This is a genomic window from Rhizobium sp. Rhizsp82, assembly GCF_047325115.1.
Lineage (GTDB): Bacteria > Pseudomonadota > Alphaproteobacteria > Rhizobiales > Rhizobiaceae > Rhizobium.
Genome location: NZ_CP168570.1, coordinates 704,564 through 721,014, shown reverse-complemented (window position 1 = coordinate 721,014; position 16,451 = coordinate 704,564). Strand labels below are relative to the sequence as shown.

The following is a 16,451-nucleotide window of genomic DNA, read 5'->3' as shown; positions in this document are numbered from 1 at the left end:
GGATGAGACGGGATAATGGATAATCAACTACATGCGGCTGCTCAGGCGCAGCGCGGCTTCTTCCCGAAGAGCCGGATCGCGGTTTCGCTGCTGTTTCTCATGAACGGCTTCCTGGTCGGCTGCTGGGCGCCGAAGATTCCGGAATTTGCGGAGCGGCTTGCGATCACCAAGTTCGAGCTCGGGCTGATGATCCTGGTGTTCGGCCTGGGATCGCTGACGATGATGCCGGTCGCCGGTGCGAAGATCGCCAAACATGGTTCGCGCGTCGTGACGCTGGCCATGGCCGTCTGCCTGCTGCCGATCCTGCTTGCCCTGACCGTGGCGCCGAATGTCATCACCGGCGGTATCGCGCTCTTCCTGTTCGGCGGCTTCGTCGGCGCCATGGACGTCGCGATGAATGCCAATGCGGTTGCCGTCGAGAAGTCGATGCGCCGGGCGATCATGTCGTCCTGCCATGCTTTCTGGAGCCTCGGCGGCCTGATCGGCTCGGGGCTTGGCGGTCTCTTGATCTCCAAGATCGGCGTGCTCGGTCATGCGGGTCTTGCGACTGCCCTCGCTGTCGCCTTCCTGGCGATTGCCTGGCCGATGGTGCTTTCCGATCCGCCGCATCCGGATGAGAAGAAGGAAAAGGCCCGCCTGCCGATGGTGCCGCTGCCCTGGCTGCTCGGCCTGATGGCGCTGTTCTCGATGGTTCCGGAAGGTGCGGTTCTCGATTGGGGCGCGCTCTACCTGCGCCAGGAAATGGGCGCTTCCGTCGCGCTCTCCGGCTTCGGCTTTGCCGCCTTCTCGCTGACCATGGCCGCCATGCGCTTTGCCGGCGATATGGTGCGCGACCGCTTCGGCGGTGTGAAGACGCTGCGGGTCTGCACCCTGTTTGCGATCACGGGTATGCTGATTGCCGGTTTTGCGCCGAGCGCCGAGCTCGCTATTGTCGGCTTCGCCTTTTGCGGCATCGGCATCTCAAACATGGTGCCGATCGCCTTCTCGGCGGCCGGCAACGTGCCGGGGCTGAAGCCGGGGATCGGCATCTCCGTCGTCACCACGATGGGCTATTCGGGCATGCTGGTGGCGCCCTCGGCGATCGGCTTCGTTGCCGAGCATGTCGGCTTCTCGACGGTGTTCCTGGCCCTGCCGGTGCTGCTCGTCGTGGTGCTGATCTTTTCGAAACTGGCACGCTATGCCGACGGTGCTTCGGGCGGCGGCCACTGAGGCCGCCAAGCAAAAGTGAAGCGTGGGGCGGTTGACAAGGCGGCGGGCATGATCCACCTGAAAGGCACGATTTCCAAAGGGTTCAAGAGCTCTATCCATGTCTTCAGCTACGGATTTTGATCCGAAACCGCGCCGCGCCTCGGTTGCCGTCGATGTCGGCGGCGTCATTGTCGGGGGCGGCGCGCCCGTCGTCGTTCAGTCGATGACCAATACCGATACCGCCGATATCGATGCGACGGTTGCCCAGGTTGCCGCGCTCTTCAAGGCCGGTTCGGAAATGGTGCGCATCACCGTCGATCGCGACGAGAGCGCTGCCGCCGTTCCGAAGATCCGCGAACGCCTGCTGCGTCTCGGCATGGACGTGCCGCTGATCGGTGACTTCCATTATATCGGTCACAAGCTGCTTGCCGATCATCCTGCCTGCGCCGAGGCGCTGGCGAAATACCGCATCAATCCGGGCAATGTCGGCTTCAAGGACAAGAAGGACAAGCAGTTCGCCGAGATCATCGAGATGGCGATCCGCTACGACAAGCCGGTTCGCATCGGCGTCAACTGGGGTTCGCTCGATCAGGATCTGCTGACGGCGCTGATGGACCAGAATGCCGAGGCGGGTTCGCCGCTTTCTGCCCGACAGGTCACCCGCGAGGCGATCGTTCAGTCAGCGCTAATTTCGGCCAATCTCGCCGAAGAAATCGGCCTGCCGCGCAATCGCATCATCCTGTCCGCCAAGGTCAGCCAGGTTCAGGATCTGATCGCCGTCTATTCGATGCTGTCGGAGCGCTCCGACCATGCGCTGCATCTCGGCCTCACCGAGGCGGGCATGGGCTCGAAAGGCATCGTCGCCTCGTCGGCGGCCATGGGCTATGTGCTGCAGCACGGTATCGGTGACACGATCCGTGTGTCGCTGACGCCTGAGCCGAATGGCGACCGGACGCGCGAAGTGCAGGTGGCACAGGAGCTCCTGCAGGTCATGGGCTTCCGGCAGTTCATTCCCGTCGTTGCCGCCTGCCCCGGCTGCGGCCGCACGACCTCGACGGTGTTCCAGGAACTGGCGCAGAACATCCAGAACGACATCCGCAAGAACATGCCGGTCTGGCGTGAGAAATATCCGGGAGTCGAGGCGCTGAACGTTGCCGTCATGGGCTGCATCGTCAACGGCCCGGGCGAAAGCAAGCATGCCGATATCGGCATCTCGCTTCCAGGCACCGGTGAAACGCCGGCAGCCCCCGTCTTTATCGACGGTCAGAAGGCGCTGACGCTGCGCGGCCCGAACATCGCTGCCGATTTCGAGGCGCTGGTGACCGACTATATTGAGAAGCGTTTCGGCCAGAGGACGGCCGCCGAATAGCCGCTAGATGCGGCTGGTCAGCAGCTTCAGGCCCGCGAAGCAATAGAAGGCGGACATTGCGCCTTCTATCCAGCGGCGAAGGCTGTTGTAGATCCTGAGCGCGTGCGGCGTCGAAAACAGCACCGCATATCCCATGAAGATCGCAAAGCCGGTCGTCAGGCAGATGGCGACGATGAGCACGGCCACCGAGCCCGGCGCGCCCTGCGGCATGCCGAGCGCGATGATGGCGAGCCAGGCAAAGATCGCCTTCGGATTGGTGACGTGGATACCGTAACCCTTCAATAGCAGGGCACGCGTCGAAAGCGGCTGCACATCCTTCGCCTGCGCAAGTTCGTTGCCTGCACGCATCGCCTTGAACGCCTTGTAGGCAAGATAGAGCAGATAGAGCCCGCCGAAGACCTTCAGGATCTCCAGAGCGATCGCGTAAGTATGCAGCAACGTCGCGAGGCCAAGCGCTGCAGCGCAGGCCCAGGTGAACGAACCCCCGAAAATCCCCACGCCGATCGTCATGCCGGCCTTACGGCCCTGCGTCATCGACGTCGCGACAATCGCCAGGATGGCTGGGCCGGGGCTGATGACCGCGATCACATAGGCGATATAGGCGGGCATGATGGACGGGAGATAGGATAGCGTATCGTGCATGGGGGCTGCTCTTTGGCGGGAAAGCCTGAACCTGTCAGAGTTTTCGTCTGCTGTCACGCCAACTCGAGATCACTTTCATCGAGAGCCGCTTTCAGAATGGCTCTTGCCGTCCAGCGCAGGGTCTTTTCGGCCTCATCAGGCTCGAGCTCGCAGATATCCCGCATCACCACGAGGGATTCGACGCCTGTGACCAGCGACAGGGCGTGGATGAGTTTGTCCAGTTGCCTTGAGGCAATGCGTCCTTGAAGTGGCGATAGTGCTTCCTTCAGCCACGGAATGCGCCGTCCGCCGCGGCGGACCTGCGATTGGCCGGTGACGGAATTGCCGAGCAGCGCCCGGAAGACGCTCTCATTGCCGAGGATCATCCGGAAGATGTCTGAGACCAGCTTGTCCATCCGTGCTTCCGCGTCCTTGATGCCGGCGCCTTCATTTGCCGGATCGATGTTGATGATATCGGCAACGCCATCGAGCACGGCTTCGCGGATGATCTCATCCGGGGTCGAGAAGTAGCGATAGGCGGTAGCGCGTGAAATTCCTGCCAGATCAGCAACATCGGCGACCGAAGGGTGGCCGCCCTTCTCGACGATCTGCCTTGCGGCACGCAGCAATTCACTACGCGTCCGGCGCTTCTGGTTCACCCGCTCGAATCTTTTTTCTTGACTGTCCATTTTCACCTCATTATGAGACATTAATCTCATTAAGAGTTGAGTGTATCACAAACGCCTGGGGGCACAAGTCAATGAATTCCAATCCGACAAAACCAGACCAATCGGCGGGCACGCCGATGACCGTTCACTTCATCGGCAATATCCTGACCTTTCGCGCACGGTATGCCGATACGAAAGGCAGCTTCACCGTGATCGAAGTTCTCACCGCGCCGAATGCCGGCCCTCCGCCGCACACGCAGACCGACCAGGAAGCGTTTCTCATCCTTGAGGGCCGCTATGAGATCATGGTCGGCAGCGAGACGAAGGTCTGCGGACCGGGCGATTTCGTGCATGTCGCGCCGGGAACCATGCATGCGTTCCGCAACATCGACGACAAGCCATCGAAGCTGCTGCTGATCAACTTTCCCGGTGATCTCCATGAGGAGTTCTTCGTGGCGGTCGGCGAGCCGCTGCCGCCAGGCACGACACAGTTTCCGGAAATGCTGCCGCCGGATATTCCGGGGATCGTCGCGACCGCGGCCCGCTTCGGGATCGATATCCCGCTCGCACCGGCAGCCTGAGGAGCGGATCATGTTTATCGACAAACTCTTGTCGTCGCCCATCTTCGGCGTGTTCGCCCGCGTGCTCGTGACATTCGTCTTCTGGTCCAGCGGTCTGGCCAAGCTCGCCAATTTCGGCGGCGCCGTTGCCGAGATGGAGAAGTATGGCGTGCTGCCCGCTGCGCCGATGGCCGCGCTGGTCATCATGATTCAGCTCGGCGGTTCGGCGCTGGTGATCTCAGGCTGGAACGTCTGGCTCGGTGCCGGGGCGCTCGGCGTCTTCACTGCACTGACCATCCCGGTTGCCCATGCCTTCTGGAGGATGACCGGTGAGGCCGCTTTCTTCGAGATGCTGTTTGCAATCGAGCATATCAGCGTGATCGGCGGTCTGATGGTGGTCGCCATCCTGCGGCGGCCCGCTTCGGCTGCCGCGGGGCGTCTGGCAAACGCATAGGAGAGCGGCGCCGGACCTGCCCGACGCCTATTCAGCTCTTGCGGTTGGCGACGAAGCGGGCGGTGGAGGACAGCGTTGCTGCGGCGTCGCCGTAGGGCTCGAGCAGCGCCGTCGCGTCTTCGACGTGGCGGCGCAGTTCCGTTTCCGCCCATTCGATGCCGTTGAGGGCAACCAGCGTGCCCTTGCCGCGGCCGGCGTCCTTGCCTGTCGCCTTGCCCATGGTCTCGGCATCGGAGGTGATGTCGAGCAGGTCGTCGGCAAGCTGGAACGCCAGGCCGATCTTCTCGCCGAATGCTCGCAGACGCTTGCGGTCTTCCTCGCTCGCGCCGGCAACGATGGCGCCGGCCTCGCAGGCGAAGCGAATGAGCGCGCCTGTTTTCATAGTCTGCAATGTAATGATGCCTGAGGCATCAGGTGCTGCCTTTTCGGCCGCGAGATCAAGCGCCTGGCCGCCGGCCATGCCGCCCAGACCCGCGCTGCGGGCAAGCGCCAGGATCAGCGCGGTCTTTCGCGCGTCCGGCAGGGCGGTTTCGGGGGCTGCGATGATGTCGAAGGCGTAGGTCAGCAGGCTGTCGCCGGCAAGGATCGCCGTTGCCTCGTCGAAGGCGATATGGACGGTGGGCTTGCCGCGGCGCAGATCATCGTCGTCCATGGCAGGCAGGTCGTCATGGACGAGTGAATAGCAGTGCACGCATTCCAGTGCGGCGCCGACGCGCAGTGCCGCCTGGCGGTCGCCGCCGAGAAGCAATGCACTCTCGACGACCAGAAAAGGCCGCAGGCGCTTGCCGCCGTTGAGCACGGCGTAATGCATGGCCGAGCGCAGGCTTTCGGGCCTGGCGATCTCGTCGGCCAGAACCGGCTTCGCAAGCAGCGCCTCGAGCAACGCTTCGATCTCTCGGGCGTTGATCTTCAACCGTTCGTCAAATGCAGCGGGGCTCTGGCTCATGGCCGCTGTTTGGCATGAGCAAAGCCTGAGGCGCAACGGAATTGTAGATGACACGCCCAAGATTCCTTTGTGCTCTGGCCTTGGCCCTGCGCAAACGGTAAGGAGAACCAAGGGAACAGGTCTGGGCCAAACGTTGGACATCGCGCCGGAGAGAGAGGAAAGCATCGCCATGCCGGCTCATCGGCGGATGTATGCGTGGCTGCGCGGCCGCTCCTTGCTGGCGCGCATCGTGCTTGGCATCCTGGCGCTCTGCGTGCTGCCCTATGCGCTGATCTTCCTCTATCTCATCCCTTTCATCCATCCGGTCTCGACGCTGATGCTGCGCGATCTCGTGCTGTTGCGCGGCTATGATCGGCAATGGGTGTCGCTCGACGATATCTCGCCGGTGCTGGTTCAGTCGGTGATGATGTCGGAAGACGGGCAATATTGCTTTCACGGCGGCGTCGACTGGGGTGAAATGCGAATGCTGATCGAGGATACGCTCGACGGTGCCTCGACACGCGGCGGCAGCACGATCCCGATGCAGACGGCGAAGAACCTGTTTCTATGGAACAGCCGTTCTTTCGTGCGCAAGGGGCTGGAGCTTCCTCTTGCTGTCGCCTCTGATTTCGTCTGGACCAAACGGCGGCTGATGGAGATCTATCTCAACATCGCCGAATGGGGCCCGGGCATTTACGGCATCGAGGCGGCGGCGCGCTATCACTTCAAGGTTCCGGCCTCCAAGCTGTCGCGGCGCCAGGCCGCGTTGCTTGCCGTTTCGCTGCCGAACCCGATCGACCGCAATGCCGGCAAGCCGGGCCGCGGCTTGCGGCGGCTTGCGGCGGTGATCGAGCGCCGCGCGCAGGGCGCCGGCGACTACATCAAATGCATTTATGATTGAGCCCTGAACAATTCATTGGTGAGCCAAGCCCGCGGCCGGTAGAGAGAAGGCCTGACACAGCGGATGGATCGGACCATGGACAAGCTCACCCTCTATATCGGCAACAAGAACTATTCGTCCTGGTCGCTGCGGCCATGGATCGCCATGGAGGCGACCGGCATTCCCTTCGAGGAAGTCGTCGTGCCCTTCGATTTCGAGGCCGGCAATCCGCGCTTCAAGGAATTCTCGCCGACCGGCCGCGTGCCGGTGCTGCATCATGGCAATATTCGCGTCTGGGAATCGCTGTCGATCATCGAATATGTCGCGGAGCTTTATCCTGAGGCGGGCCTGTGGCCGAAGGACCGGACGAGGCGGGCCATTGCCCGCTCGGTGTCGATGGAGATGCTCTCGGGCTTCCGGGCGATCCGCAATGCCTGCCCGATGAATATCCGCCGCCCGAAGGGCAAGATCGCGCTCGCCGATGGCGTCATGGCCGACGTCGTGCGCATCGAGACGATCTTCCGCGACTTGCGGGAGCAATCCGGCGGTCCCTTCCTGTTCGGCGGCTTTTCGGCTGCCGATGCGATGTTTGCGCCCGTCATCAATCGCTTCGATGTTTATGACCTGGTGACATCCAGCGAGACGCTGAGCTATATGGCCGCGGTGAAGGCGCATCCGGCCTGGGTGAAGTGGGAGGAGGCTGCCCGCGCGAGCCTTGGATCGTCCCTCACGACGAGGTTTGAGACAGGAATCAAAGGATTCTCAAAAAATGCGTTTGGGGACTGGTCAAGGCCATCCAAGGCATGTATAAGCGCGCAAAATTTCCGAAATCGCGACATGTCCGTTTCGGCCGCCAGTCTGGCCGGGAATGTGTTGCCTGTGAAGTGGAGTACGAGAAATGGCTGTACCGAAGAGAAAAACGAGCCCGTCCAAGCGCGGTATGCGCCGTTCTGCAGACGCACTGAAGGCTCCGACCTACGTTGAAGACAAGAACTCCGGCGAACTGCGCCGTCCGCACCATATCGATCTGAAGACCGGTATGTATCGCGGCCGTCAGGTTCTGACGCCGAAGGAAAGCGCATAAGCTTTCCTGCTTCTGGTTTTCCCAGATCGAAGAGACCGGCCGCGTGCCGGTCTTTTTGCGTTTGCGCATGATTATATTCGCAAATGTCTTGAAGTGGCACGGTCATCTACGGCAGTATTCTACCGATCGAGGGAGAATAGACCGACATGCTCGCTGCAATGCCGCTGATGATCATTCCATTTATTCTTTACAATATGGCAATGCTCGGACTGATGGGAAGCGGCGGCATACCCGCGCTTCAGCATGACATTATTGTTCTCTCTATGATTTCAGGGGCGATCTGGAGCATGGCGCTCGGCGATCTCTTCATCGTCGTGGCGCTCGTCATTCTCTTCGTCGAAATATTGAAGGCGACCCGCAATGGCTCGGGCAGCCTGGTCAATCACATGCTGTCGATGCTGGTGTTCATTGCCTTCCTGGTCGAGTTTCTTCTCGTCCAGGATGCAGCTACGCAGGTCTTCTTCATTCTGATGACGGTGGCGCTGATCGATGTGATCGGCGGCTTCGCCGTGTCTATCCGGACGGCGGGCCGCGATGTTTCGATCGGTCTCTAGAGCGTTTCTGGAAACGCTCGGAGATCAGAGATTGTCGAGCTTGTTCTGAAGGGCGCGCAGCTGTTCCTTCAGCTCATCGATATCCTTGGCTTCGGCCTTCTTCGTCTCCTTGGCGGGAGGCGTCATGAAGGGCGAGAACATCTGCATTGCCTGCTGGAACATCTCGGTGTTGCGGCGAACCTGATCCTCGACCATCTGCATCGGAAGCTGCAGGTTCTTGCCGAGTGGCGTTTCGCCGAAGGCGCGTGTCACCTGCTCGCGCATCTGCGACTGCTGCTCGGTGAAGGCCTTCATCGAGTGCTCGAGAAAGCTCGGCACGACCATCTGCATCTGGTCGCCGTAGTAGGTGATCAGCTGGCGGAGGAAAGAGATCGGCAGCAGCGTGTTGCCGGTCTTCGATTCCTGCTCGAAAATAATCTGGGTCAATACCGAGTGGGTGATGTCATCGCCGGTCTTGGCATCCTGGACCGTGAAGTCCTCGCCCTTCTTCACCATCTCTGCCAGGTCTTCCAGCGTCACATAGGTGCTGGTGCCTGTATTGTAGAGTCGGCGGTTGGCGTATTTCTTGATGACTATCTGACCCTCATTCTTCGCCATATCAGTCTCCTGAACCCCGTCTGATTATGTGGAATTTCCTCCAATATCGAATGTAGACGCAAAAGAACGCCGGTGACAATCTCTTTGTGCGATGCGGCAACCCCTTTTATTAGCGGCATAATTCCGCTCTTCGTAAGTGCGGCCTAAAATTGCTCTGTGACAGTCTTGCCGTTTGACTCGGGCTAAAAGCTTTGCCAGTTTCGCCTTATATAAAGTGGTGAAAAAGCGAGGAGGCTTCCCATGAGCAACACATCCATCGTCATCGCCAGCGCGGCCCGTACAGCGGTCGGCTCGTTTAACGGCGCATTCGCCACTGTCCCCGCGCATGAACTCGGAGCGACCGCGATCAAGGGCGCGCTGGAGCGCGCCGGCGTCGATGGCGCCGAAGTCGACGAGGTCATTCTTGGCCAGGTGCTGCAGGCAGGCGAAGGGCAGAACCCGGCGCGCCAGGCAGCCATGAAGGCAGGCGTTCCCAAGGAAGCGACGGCCTGGGCGGTCAACCAACTCTGTGGCTCCGGTCTGCGCGCCGTCGCGCTCGGCATGCAGCAGATCGCGCTTGGCGACGCCAAGATCATCGTTGCTGGCGGTCAGGAATCGATGTCCATGGCGCCGCATGCCGCGCATCTGCGCGGTGGTACGAAGATGGGCGACATGAAGATGATCGACACGATGATCAAGGACGGCCTGACCGACGCTTTCTACGGCTACCACATGGGTATCACCGCCGAAAATATCGCTCGCCAGTGGCAGCTTTCGCGTGACGACCAGGACCAGTTTGCCGTGTCCTCGCAGAACAAGGCGGAAGCCGCCCAGAAGGCCGGCCGCTTCAAGGATGAGATCGTGCCCTTCACCATTCAGGGCCGTAAGGGCGATACGATCGTCGATGCCGACGAATATATCCGCCACGGCGCGACGATGGAGGCGATGGGCAAGCTGCGCCCGGCTTTCGACAAGGACGGTTCGGTAACCGCAGGCAATGCCTCGGGTCTTAACGATGGTGCAGCCGCTGCCGTGCTGATGAGCGAAGCGGAGGCTTCGCGCCGCGGCATCCAGCCGCTCGTGCGTATCGTTTCCTGGGCAACGGCCGGCGTCGATCCGCAGGTCATGGGCACAGGCCCGATCCCGGCATCGCGCAAGGCGCTGGAGAAAGCCGGCTGGTCGGTCGGCGATCTCGATCTCGTCGAGGCCAACGAGGCCTTCGCGGCGCAGGCCTGCGCCGTCAACAAGGATCTCGGCTGGGATCCGGCGATCGTCAATGTCAATGGTGGTGCGATCGCCATCGGTCATCCGATCGGCGCGTCCGGCGCGCGCGTTCTCAACACGCTGGTTTTCGAAATGAAGCGCCGCGGCGCCAAGAAAGGTCTGGCAACACTCTGCATCGGCGGCGGCATGGGCGTCGCGATGTGCCTCGAAGCACTTTAAATAGCATGCGATCCATGCCTTAATAGCTTGCGATTGAAAGTGAAAACAAAGGGGAGCGAAGCATGAGCAGAGTGGCTTTGGTCACCGGTGGCACACGTGGCATCGGTGCAGCGATTTCGATGGCGCTCAAGAACGCCGGCTACAAGGTGGCGGCGAACTATGCCGGTAACGACGAGAAGGCGCAGGCCTTCCACGGCGTGACAGGCGTTCCCGTTTTCAAGTGGGATGTTTCTGACTACGTTGCCTGCGGCGAAGGCATTGCCAAGGTGGAGGCGGAGCTCGGCCCGGTCGAGGTTCTCGTCAACAATGCTGGCATTACCCGCGACGCGATGTTTCACAAGATGACCCCGCAGCAGTGGCACGAGGTCATCAACACCAACCTCACCGGCCTCTTCAACATGACGCATCATGTCTGGGGCGGCATGCGCGACCGCAGTTTCGGCCGCGTCGTCAACATTTCCTCGATCAACGGCCAGAAGGGCCAGATGGGGCAGGCGAATTATTCGGCCGCCAAGGCTGGCGATCTCGGCTTCACCAAGGCGCTGGCTCAGGAAGGTGCTGCGAAGAACATCACCGTCAACGCCATTTGCCCCGGTTACATCGGCACGGAAATGGTGCTCGCAGTGCCGGAGAAGGTTCTGAACGAGCGGATCATTCCACAGATCCCGGTGGGCCGCCTCGGCGAGCCCGAAGAGATCGCACGCTGCGTCGTGTTCCTGGCATCTGATGATGCGGGCTTCATCACCGGCTCGACCCTGACCGCGAATGGCGGCCAGTTCTTCGTCTGACGGCTAGCTGCCGCTACGGTGATGGCCGTGGCTGCCGTAGTTGTTCGGAAAGTTGCCGGCGTCATAGGGATTGGCGCTGGCGCTGAAGGTTGCGACGGCAACGATTGCCGCAGCGATGACGATAATCTTGCGCATGGATAAATCTCTATTGTTCCCGGCCTCGTTGGGCTGGGGTGTCAGGTCTTGCGAGTTGTTGAGCTGGGATCAGCGGGACGACAGGTGACGTTTCGCCTTGACCGGGACTTTCTGCATGGCAGCGCCACGATCACGGATGGCGGCGAGCGCTGTTGCCAAAGAGAGTGCTGCGATCAGGGTGGCGGCAGCGGAAGACAGAATGAGCTGAGCCATGGGAACATTCCTTTCTGGCCGGAAAGAAGCCGGCTTGTTGATCGGAATGTGGGGAGTGTCTTGGCGGTTCGCCAGATCGGCTTTGGGAACCGAGCGTCAACGCGGCGTTGACGAGGAGCACAAATAAAAACGGGCGCCGAAGCGCCCGTTCATCAAGTGATCACTGCATTAGCAACGTACATCGCGTCTTTGGCCATTCACGATGATGTAGCAACCGTAACGGTCGCGGTAGACCCGGTGATTGTAGCGGCCATTACGCTGATCGACCGAGTTGCCGACTGCAGCGCCGACCAGGCCGCCTGCAACGGCGCCGACGGCTGCGCCGCCCCAGCTGTTGGAAACCGCACCGCCAATAAGGGCGCCAGAGCCAGCGCCGATGGCGGTGCCCTGCTCAGTTGCCGTGCACGATGCGAGCGCACCTACGAGTGCTGCAACGAGAACAACTTTCTTCATCATGACTTACAACTCCCCAGTTACATGGCCTTTAGATGCGGCCCATCAGGACAAGGATAATGATAATAACGAGAACTAGCCCTAAACCGCCAGAAGGTCCATAGCCCCAGCCGCGGCTATAACCCCAATTCGGCAGTGCGCCGATCAAAAGCAGAATAAGGATAATGAGAAGTATCGTGCTAAGCATGTTTTCCGGTCCTTCAACTCACGCCGAGTTTCGAATGGACAATAAACACGCGTCCCGGGTTTTTGTTCCCGGCTAAACTTATTTATGTACGTGAACGGATTTCGCCTTATTTGCGATTGCAGATTTTATATTGGACGAAAAGATAATAACGCGGAAGCTAGGAAAAAGTTCCGTGCCTCGCTCTGTTTTTTAACAGGCGGTAAAATTACGCCGGAAAATGTTAATGCGATCGGCCGCTACGAAAAAATATCTACGCGAGGCTTTCCGCATTTAGTCGCTTGCTGCACCCGGCATCAACATCTAGCGGCGAACAAAGCACGAAACTTCGGAGGTCGGTGATTCGTCTGTGATTCGTTCCGGCTTTGGCCTGAAGGTTAATTTTCGCGGATTTTGCAAATTTCTTTGTCGGGCAATTGACAGGCGATTCTCGGCTAATGGGCCGTGGGCCCGGGTCAAAGTGCCTCCTGAACCGCCGGATTCAGCATCTAGTGGGAAAAACTGATTCAAAACCAATACTTAGCCGTGAACAAAAGCTGAATCAGCGCGAGTCAGCGATTCGTCGCCGATTCGTTCTCAAGCTGTTCCGAATCTAAAAACAGAGGCTTAGCGGCGGTCCTTGAATCAAAATAGCAGCGCATATCGGCGGCCCGGCTCTTGCGTTTGCTGGCCCGCCTGTCCATGTGTTGTCTGCCGACTTGACCCTGAGGCTCCCCCGCCTCACTTGCATGGACCATGACACAGAATTCGCAGCCCATGATCCTGAGCGGACGCGGCGTTACCGCGGTGCTCGGACCGACCAATACAGGCAAGACGCATTATGCCATCGAGCGCATGGTCGCGCACGGTACCGGTGTGATCGGTCTGCCGCTGCGCCTACTGGCGCGCGAGGTCTATACGCGGCTGGTCGAGAAGGTCGGTGCGCATAATGTTGCGCTGGTGACAGGCGAAGAGAAGATCTCGCCGCCGAATGCGCGCTTCTCTGTCTGCACCGTCGAGGCCATGCCGCGGGAGACCAAGGCCGCCTTCGTGGCGATCGACGAAGTGCAGCTCGCCGGCGATCTCGAACGCGGGCATATCTTTACCGACCGCATCCTGCATCTGCGCGGCCGCGACGAAACCCTGCTTCTCGGCGCCGGGACGATGCGTCCGATCCTGCAGCAGCTGCTGCCGGGGATCACCGTCGTCGAGCGGCCGCGCCTGTCGCAGCTCCTCTACGCCGGTCAGAAGAAGATTACCCGGCTGCCGCAGCGCTCGGCCATCGTCGCCTTCTCGGCTGATGAGGTTTATGCGATCGCCGAACTGATCCGCCGCCAGCGCGGCGGTGCTGCAGTCGTTCTCGGGGCGCTCAGCCCGCGCACCCGCAATGCGCAGGTGGCGCTCTATCAGGCGGGCGATGTCGAATATCTGGTGGCGACCGATGCGATCGGCATGGGTCTGAACCTCGATGTCGATCATGTCGCCTTTGCGCAGGACCGGAAATTCGACGGCTACCAGTTCCGCAATCTCAATCCGGCCGAGCTCGGCCAGATCGCCGGCCGCGCCGGCCGCCATGTCCGGGATGGCACCTTCGGGGTCACCGGTCAGGTCGCGCCGTTTGACGATGAGCTGGTGCAAAGGATCGAGTCACACGAGTTCGACAACGTCAAGGTTCTGCAGTGGCGGACCAAGGAACTGGATTTCGGATCGATACAATCGCTGCGGGCAAGTCTCGAAAAGCCGCCGAGCGTCCAGGGTCTGACACGGGCGCTGCCGGCTGTCGATCAGCAGGCGTTGGAGCATCTTTCACGATATCCGGAAATTATTGACCTTGCGACAAAGCCCGAAAGGGTTGAAAAGCTCTGGGAGGCTTGTGCGCTGCCCGATTACCGGCGCATTGCACCGGCCCAGCATGCCGATCTGATCTCGACGCTCTTTTCCGATCTTGTGCGCTATGGCACGGTTAACGAGGATTTCCTCGCGGAGCAGGTGCACCGTGCGGACCGCACGGACGGTGAAATCGACACGCTTTCGGCGCGAATCGCGCAGATAAGAACCTGGACCTATGTGTCGAACCGGCCCGGCTGGCTTGCCGATCCGACACACTGGCAGGAAAAGACGCGGGAAATCGAAGATCGATTGTCCGATGCGTTACATGAAAGGTTGACGAAACGCTTTGTTGATCGCAGGACATCTGTGCTCATGAAGCGCCTGAGAGAGAATGCGATGCTGGAAGCTGAAATCAGTGTGAATGGTGATGTCTTTGTGGAGGGGCATCATGTGGGTCAGTTGAGCGGATTCCGCTTTACGCCCGTCGGTGGGACGGATGGACCGGACGCCAAGGCCGTACAGGCTGCTTCACAGAAGGCGCTTGCTCTGGAATTCGAAGCGCGCGCGGCGCGCATGCATGCCGCCGGCAATGGCGATCTGGCGATCAGCGCCGATGGCCTGATCCGTTGGCTCGGCGATCCCGTTGCCCGGCTGTCCGGTAGCGACCATGTGATGCGTCCGCGGGTGATCCTGCTTGCCGACGAGCAACTGACCGGCAATGCGCGCGATCACGTCGCCGCCCGTGTCGAGCGCTTCGTCAATCATCACATCAGCACGGTTTTGAAGCCGCTCGACGATCTGTCGCGCGCCGAAGACCTGCAGGGCCTGGCCAAGGGTCTGGCGTTCCAGCTCGTCGAGAATCTCGGTGTTCTGTTCCGCCGCGACGTTGCCGACGACGTCAAGTCGCTGGATCAGGATGGCCGTGCCTCGATGCGCCGCTATGGCGTGCGTTTCGGTGCCTATCACATCTTCGTCCCGGCACTCTTGAAGCCGGCTCCGGCCGAGCTCATCACGTTGCTCTGGGCACTCAAGAACGACGGCCTCGACAAGCCGGGTTACGGCGACCTCATTCCGGTGCTTGCCGCCGGACGCACGTCTGTCGTCACCGATCCGAGCTTCGAGCGCACTTTCTACAAGCTTGCCGGTTTCCGGTTCCTCGGAAAGCGCGCCGTCCGTATCGACATCCTCGAGCGGCTTGCTGACATCATCCGTCCGCTGCTGCAGTGGAAGCCGGGTCAGGCAAACCGTCCCGAAGGCGCTTATGACGGCCGCCGTTTCACGACGACGACTGCGATGCTGTCGATCCTCGGCGCGACGTTGGAAGACATGGAAGAGATCCTCAAGGGTCTCGGCTATCGCGCCGACGCCGTAAAGGCTGAGGAAGCGGCTGCTCACCTGGCTGTGCAGGACGCTTCGGCGGCATCTGCTGCAGCCGCCGAGCCGGCAGCAGAAGATGCGTCCGAGAAGGCCGATCACGACGACGCCGACCAGACTGACGAAGCAACGGCTGAAACGCCGGCTGCCGAAGCAGCACCGGTCGCGGTTGAGGTCGCTGCCGAGGCCGCCCCGGCCGCCGCAGACGGCGAACCCACCGAGCCGAAGCCGGTTCTCCTGTGGCGCCTTGGCGGCCGCAACGACAACCAGCGTCAGGCCCGCAATCATGGCGGCGAACGCCGTGGCGGTGGCAATAACGAGCGTCCGCAGGGCAACCGCCGTCATGGTGGTGGCGAAGGCGGCGAGAACCGTGAAGGCCGCGACAACCGCGATGGCAATCGCCAGCAGCGTGGCCGCGACGGCGGTAAGCCGCATCAGGGCCGTGGCGACCGCAACGACCAGCGTGGCGATCGTCAGGACCGTGGTGACCGCAAGGATCGCAACGACCGTAACAACAACCGCGGCGGCGCCCAGCCGCTGCGCTTCGAGGCCAAGCCGCCGCGCAAGGAAAAGCCGATGGATCCGGATTCACCTTTCGCAAAGCTCGCTGCCTTGAAGGAGCAGATGAAGAAGTAACCGATGGGCGGGGAGACACAGCCAGCAAGCGGTTCGCGTCAGCGTCTCGATAAATGGCTGTTCTTCACGCGCATGGTGAAATCCCGCTCCCTGGCGCAAAGCCATATCCAATCGGGACACGTTCGCATCAATGGCGAACGTGTTTCCCAGCCCAGCCAGACCGTGAAAATCGGCGACCGTATCGAGCTGCAGCTCGAGCGGCGTGATGTGGTCCTGGTGGTCAAGCAGCCCGGCGAGCGGCGTGGCCCGTTTGAAGAAGCGAAGCTGCTTTACGAAGACCTGACGCCGCCTGCCGATGAGACCAAACGCCTCACCCCTTACGAGCAGGCGATCCGCGCAGCGGGCGCAGGGCGGCCCACGAAGAAAGAGCGCCGTGCAATCGACAAGCTTCAGTCGGGCGAGGATTAGAAAACTCTATCCAAACCGGCCGCTTTTGAAGATCGATTATCCTTGAAATCGGCCTGTAAAGCCGGTACGTCACATCAACTCGCCGGATAGCGTTCTAGCCTCCCAAGCCAGTACACGCTGCCCCTCCGG

The 16,451-nt window shown here is 60.9% G+C and carries 19 protein-coding genes and 1 pseudogene; 12 read left to right on the top strand and 8 right to left on the bottom strand.

All coding sequences use genetic code 11. The annotated features are described in order from the left end of the window. Nucleotides 1–15: 15 nt before the first annotated feature. Together ACEN84_RS08220 and ispG are read left to right on the top strand one after the other, a co-directional pair. On the top strand, nucleotides 16–1,209 hold the full coding sequence (locus tag ACEN84_RS08220; RefSeq protein WP_413710532.1) for an MFS transporter: 1,194 nt from the start codon (nucleotides 16–18) through the stop codon (nucleotides 1,207–1,209). Between the two features lie 97 nt (nucleotides 1,210–1,306). Then, on the top strand, nucleotides 1,307–2,557 hold the full coding sequence (ispG, locus tag ACEN84_RS08215) for a flavodoxin-dependent (E)-4-hydroxy-3-methylbut-2-enyl-diphosphate synthase (RefSeq protein ID WP_413710531.1): 1,251 nt from the start codon (nucleotides 1,307–1,309) through the stop codon (nucleotides 2,555–2,557). 3 nt (nucleotides 2,558–2,560) lie between these two features. Here the strand turns inward: ispG and ACEN84_RS08210 are convergent, their stop codons facing one another. Continuing rightward, nucleotides 2,561–3,199 (bottom strand): LysE family translocator, encoded by a 639-nt coding sequence (locus ACEN84_RS08210; RefSeq protein WP_112718223.1) that lies wholly within the window; start codon nucleotides 3,197–3,199, stop codon nucleotides 2,561–2,563. 53 nt (nucleotides 3,200–3,252) lie between these two features. After that, nucleotides 3,253–3,867 (bottom strand): TetR/AcrR family transcriptional regulator, encoded by a 615-nt coding sequence (locus ACEN84_RS08205; protein ID WP_413710530.1) that lies wholly within the window; start codon nucleotides 3,865–3,867, stop codon nucleotides 3,253–3,255. A 71-nt stretch (nucleotides 3,868–3,938) separates the two neighbouring features. Between ACEN84_RS08205 and ACEN84_RS08200 the strand changes: the two genes are divergently transcribed. Together ACEN84_RS08200 and ACEN84_RS08195 are read left to right on the top strand one after the other, a co-directional pair. Then, on the top strand, nucleotides 3,939–4,427 hold the full coding sequence (locus tag ACEN84_RS08200; RefSeq protein WP_413710529.1) for a cupin domain-containing protein: 489 nt from the start codon (nucleotides 3,939–3,941) through the stop codon (nucleotides 4,425–4,427). Nucleotides 4,428–4,437: 10 nt separating this feature from the next. Continuing rightward, nucleotides 4,438–4,860, top strand: a complete 423-nt coding sequence (locus ACEN84_RS08195; protein WP_413710528.1) for a DoxX family protein — start codon at nucleotides 4,438–4,440, stop codon at nucleotides 4,858–4,860. 31 nt (nucleotides 4,861–4,891) lie between these two features. Here ACEN84_RS08195 and ACEN84_RS08190 read toward each other — a convergent pair whose 3' ends face one another. Then, entirely contained in the window at nucleotides 4,892–5,806 is a 915-nt protein-coding gene (locus tag ACEN84_RS08190) for a polyprenyl synthetase family protein (protein WP_413710527.1), read from the bottom strand. A 133-nt stretch (nucleotides 5,807–5,939) separates the two neighbouring features. Between ACEN84_RS08190 and mtgA the strand changes: the two genes are divergently transcribed. The 4 genes and pseudogenes from mtgA to ACEN84_RS08170 all read left to right on the top strand — a co-directional run bounded on the left by mtgA (nucleotide 5,940) and on the right by ACEN84_RS08170 (nucleotide 8,303). Continuing rightward, the gene (gene mtgA / locus ACEN84_RS08185; protein WP_413710526.1) at nucleotides 5,940–6,686 is read left to right on the top strand and encodes a monofunctional biosynthetic peptidoglycan transglycosylase; all 747 of its coding nucleotides are present in this window, start codon (nucleotides 5,940–5,942) and stop codon (nucleotides 6,684–6,686) included. A gap of 75 nt (nucleotides 6,687–6,761) precedes the next feature. After that, nucleotides 6,762–7,408, top strand: a pseudogene (locus ACEN84_RS08180) (glutathione S-transferase family protein). Between the two features lie 155 nt (nucleotides 7,409–7,563). After that, entirely contained in the window at nucleotides 7,564–7,749 is a 186-nt protein-coding gene (rpmF, locus tag ACEN84_RS08175) for a 50S ribosomal protein L32 (protein ID WP_003543812.1), read from the top strand. Between the two features lie 146 nt (nucleotides 7,750–7,895). Next, nucleotides 7,896–8,303: a hypothetical protein gene (locus ACEN84_RS08170; protein ID WP_112718233.1), complete on the top strand. Its 408-nt coding sequence runs from the start codon at nucleotides 7,896–7,898 to the stop codon at nucleotides 8,301–8,303. Nucleotides 8,304–8,327: 24 nt separating this feature from the next. Here the strand turns inward: ACEN84_RS08170 and phaR are convergent, their stop codons facing one another. Further along, nucleotides 8,328–8,900, bottom strand: a complete 573-nt coding sequence (gene phaR / locus ACEN84_RS08165) for a polyhydroxyalkanoate synthesis repressor PhaR (protein ID WP_112718235.1) — start codon at nucleotides 8,898–8,900, stop codon at nucleotides 8,328–8,330. Between the two features lie 240 nt (nucleotides 8,901–9,140). On the opposite strand from phaR, the gene ACEN84_RS08160 reads away from it, so the two are divergent. Both ACEN84_RS08160 and ACEN84_RS08155 read left to right on the top strand, forming a co-directional pair. Next, nucleotides 9,141–10,322 carry an acetyl-CoA C-acetyltransferase gene (locus ACEN84_RS08160; protein ID WP_130283106.1) on the top strand — a complete coding sequence of 394 codons (1,182 nt, stop codon included), beginning with the start codon at nucleotides 9,141–9,143 and terminating at the stop codon, nucleotides 10,320–10,322. Between the two features lie 62 nt (nucleotides 10,323–10,384). Next, entirely contained in the window at nucleotides 10,385–11,110 is a 726-nt protein-coding gene (locus ACEN84_RS08155) for a beta-ketoacyl-ACP reductase (protein ID WP_112718239.1), read from the top strand. 3 nt (nucleotides 11,111–11,113) lie between these two features. Here the strand turns inward: ACEN84_RS08155 and ACEN84_RS08150 are convergent, their stop codons facing one another. The 4 genes from ACEN84_RS08150 to ACEN84_RS08135 all read right to left on the bottom strand — a co-directional run bounded on the left by ACEN84_RS08150 (nucleotide 11,114) and on the right by ACEN84_RS08135 (nucleotide 12,098). Then, nucleotides 11,114–11,245, bottom strand: a complete 132-nt coding sequence (locus ACEN84_RS08150) for a hypothetical protein (RefSeq protein WP_413710525.1) — start codon at nucleotides 11,243–11,245, stop codon at nucleotides 11,114–11,116. 69 nt (nucleotides 11,246–11,314) lie between these two features. Further along, the gene (locus ACEN84_RS08145) at nucleotides 11,315–11,458 is read right to left on the bottom strand and encodes a hypothetical protein (RefSeq protein ID WP_413710524.1); all 144 of its coding nucleotides are present in this window, start codon (nucleotides 11,456–11,458) and stop codon (nucleotides 11,315–11,317) included. 168 nt (nucleotides 11,459–11,626) lie between these two features. Then, entirely contained in the window at nucleotides 11,627–11,914 is a 288-nt protein-coding gene (locus ACEN84_RS08140) for a YMGG-like glycine zipper-containing protein (RefSeq protein ID WP_130283108.1), read from the bottom strand. 28 nt (nucleotides 11,915–11,942) lie between these two features. Continuing rightward, the gene (locus tag ACEN84_RS08135) at nucleotides 11,943–12,098 is read right to left on the bottom strand and encodes a DUF3309 family protein (protein ID WP_112718243.1); all 156 of its coding nucleotides are present in this window, start codon (nucleotides 12,096–12,098) and stop codon (nucleotides 11,943–11,945) included. Between the two features lie 732 nt (nucleotides 12,099–12,830). On the opposite strand from ACEN84_RS08135, the gene ACEN84_RS08130 reads away from it, so the two are divergent. Both ACEN84_RS08130 and ACEN84_RS08125 read left to right on the top strand, forming a co-directional pair. Beyond that, complete coding sequence (locus tag ACEN84_RS08130; protein ID WP_413710523.1) at nucleotides 12,831–15,914, top strand: helicase-related protein; 3,084 nt, start codon at nucleotides 12,831–12,833, stop codon at nucleotides 15,912–15,914. Nucleotides 15,915–15,917: 3 nt separating this feature from the next. Further along, complete coding sequence (locus ACEN84_RS08125) at nucleotides 15,918–16,322, top strand: RNA-binding S4 domain-containing protein (RefSeq protein ID WP_112718249.1); 405 nt, start codon at nucleotides 15,918–15,920, stop codon at nucleotides 16,320–16,322. Nucleotides 16,323–16,451 lie beyond the last annotated feature (129 nt).

What these genes read in the sequence shown, in the direction of transcription:
- ACEN84_RS08220 (WP_413710532.1), top strand. Translation starts at nt 16, where the DNA reads ATGGATAATCAACTACATGCGGCTGCTCAGGCGCAGCGCGGCTTCTTC.
- ispG (WP_413710531.1), top strand. Translation starts at nt 1,307, where the DNA reads ATGTCTTCAGCTACGGATTTTGATCCGAAACCGCGCCGCGCCTCGGTT.
- ACEN84_RS08210 (WP_112718223.1), bottom strand. Translation starts at nt 3,199, where the DNA reads ATGCACGATACGCTATCCTATCTCCCGTCCATCATGCCCGCCTATATC.
- ACEN84_RS08205 (WP_413710530.1), bottom strand. Translation starts at nt 3,867, where the DNA reads ATGGACAGTCAAGAAAAAAGATTCGAGCGGGTGAACCAGAAGCGCCGG.
- ACEN84_RS08200 (WP_413710529.1), top strand. Translation starts at nt 3,939, where the DNA reads ATGAATTCCAATCCGACAAAACCAGACCAATCGGCGGGCACGCCGATG.
- ACEN84_RS08195 (WP_413710528.1), top strand. Translation starts at nt 4,438, where the DNA reads ATGTTTATCGACAAACTCTTGTCGTCGCCCATCTTCGGCGTGTTCGCC.
- ACEN84_RS08190 (WP_413710527.1), bottom strand. Translation starts at nt 5,806, where the DNA reads ATGAGCCAGAGCCCCGCTGCATTTGACGAACGGTTGAAGATCAACGCC.
- rpmF (WP_003543812.1), top strand. Translation starts at nt 7,564, where the DNA reads ATGGCTGTACCGAAGAGAAAAACGAGCCCGTCCAAGCGCGGTATGCGC.
- ACEN84_RS08170 (WP_112718233.1), top strand. Translation starts at nt 7,896, where the DNA reads ATGCTCGCTGCAATGCCGCTGATGATCATTCCATTTATTCTTTACAAT.
- phaR (WP_112718235.1), bottom strand. Translation starts at nt 8,900, where the DNA reads ATGGCGAAGAATGAGGGTCAGATAGTCATCAAGAAATACGCCAACCGC.
- ACEN84_RS08160 (WP_130283106.1), top strand. Translation starts at nt 9,141, where the DNA reads ATGAGCAACACATCCATCGTCATCGCCAGCGCGGCCCGTACAGCGGTC.
- ACEN84_RS08155 (WP_112718239.1), top strand. Translation starts at nt 10,385, where the DNA reads ATGAGCAGAGTGGCTTTGGTCACCGGTGGCACACGTGGCATCGGTGCA.
- ACEN84_RS08150 (WP_413710525.1), bottom strand. Translation starts at nt 11,245, where the DNA reads ATGCGCAAGATTATCGTCATCGCTGCGGCAATCGTTGCCGTCGCAACC.
- ACEN84_RS08145 (WP_413710524.1), bottom strand. Translation starts at nt 11,458, where the DNA reads ATGGCTCAGCTCATTCTGTCTTCCGCTGCCGCCACCCTGATCGCAGCA.
- ACEN84_RS08140 (WP_130283108.1), bottom strand. Translation starts at nt 11,914, where the DNA reads ATGATGAAGAAAGTTGTTCTCGTTGCAGCACTCGTAGGTGCGCTCGCA.
- ACEN84_RS08135 (WP_112718243.1), bottom strand. Translation starts at nt 12,098, where the DNA reads ATGCTTAGCACGATACTTCTCATTATCCTTATTCTGCTTTTGATCGGC.
- ACEN84_RS08130 (WP_413710523.1), top strand. Translation starts at nt 12,831, where the DNA reads ATGACACAGAATTCGCAGCCCATGATCCTGAGCGGACGCGGCGTTACC.
- ACEN84_RS08125 (WP_112718249.1), top strand. Translation starts at nt 15,918, where the DNA reads ATGGGCGGGGAGACACAGCCAGCAAGCGGTTCGCGTCAGCGTCTCGAT.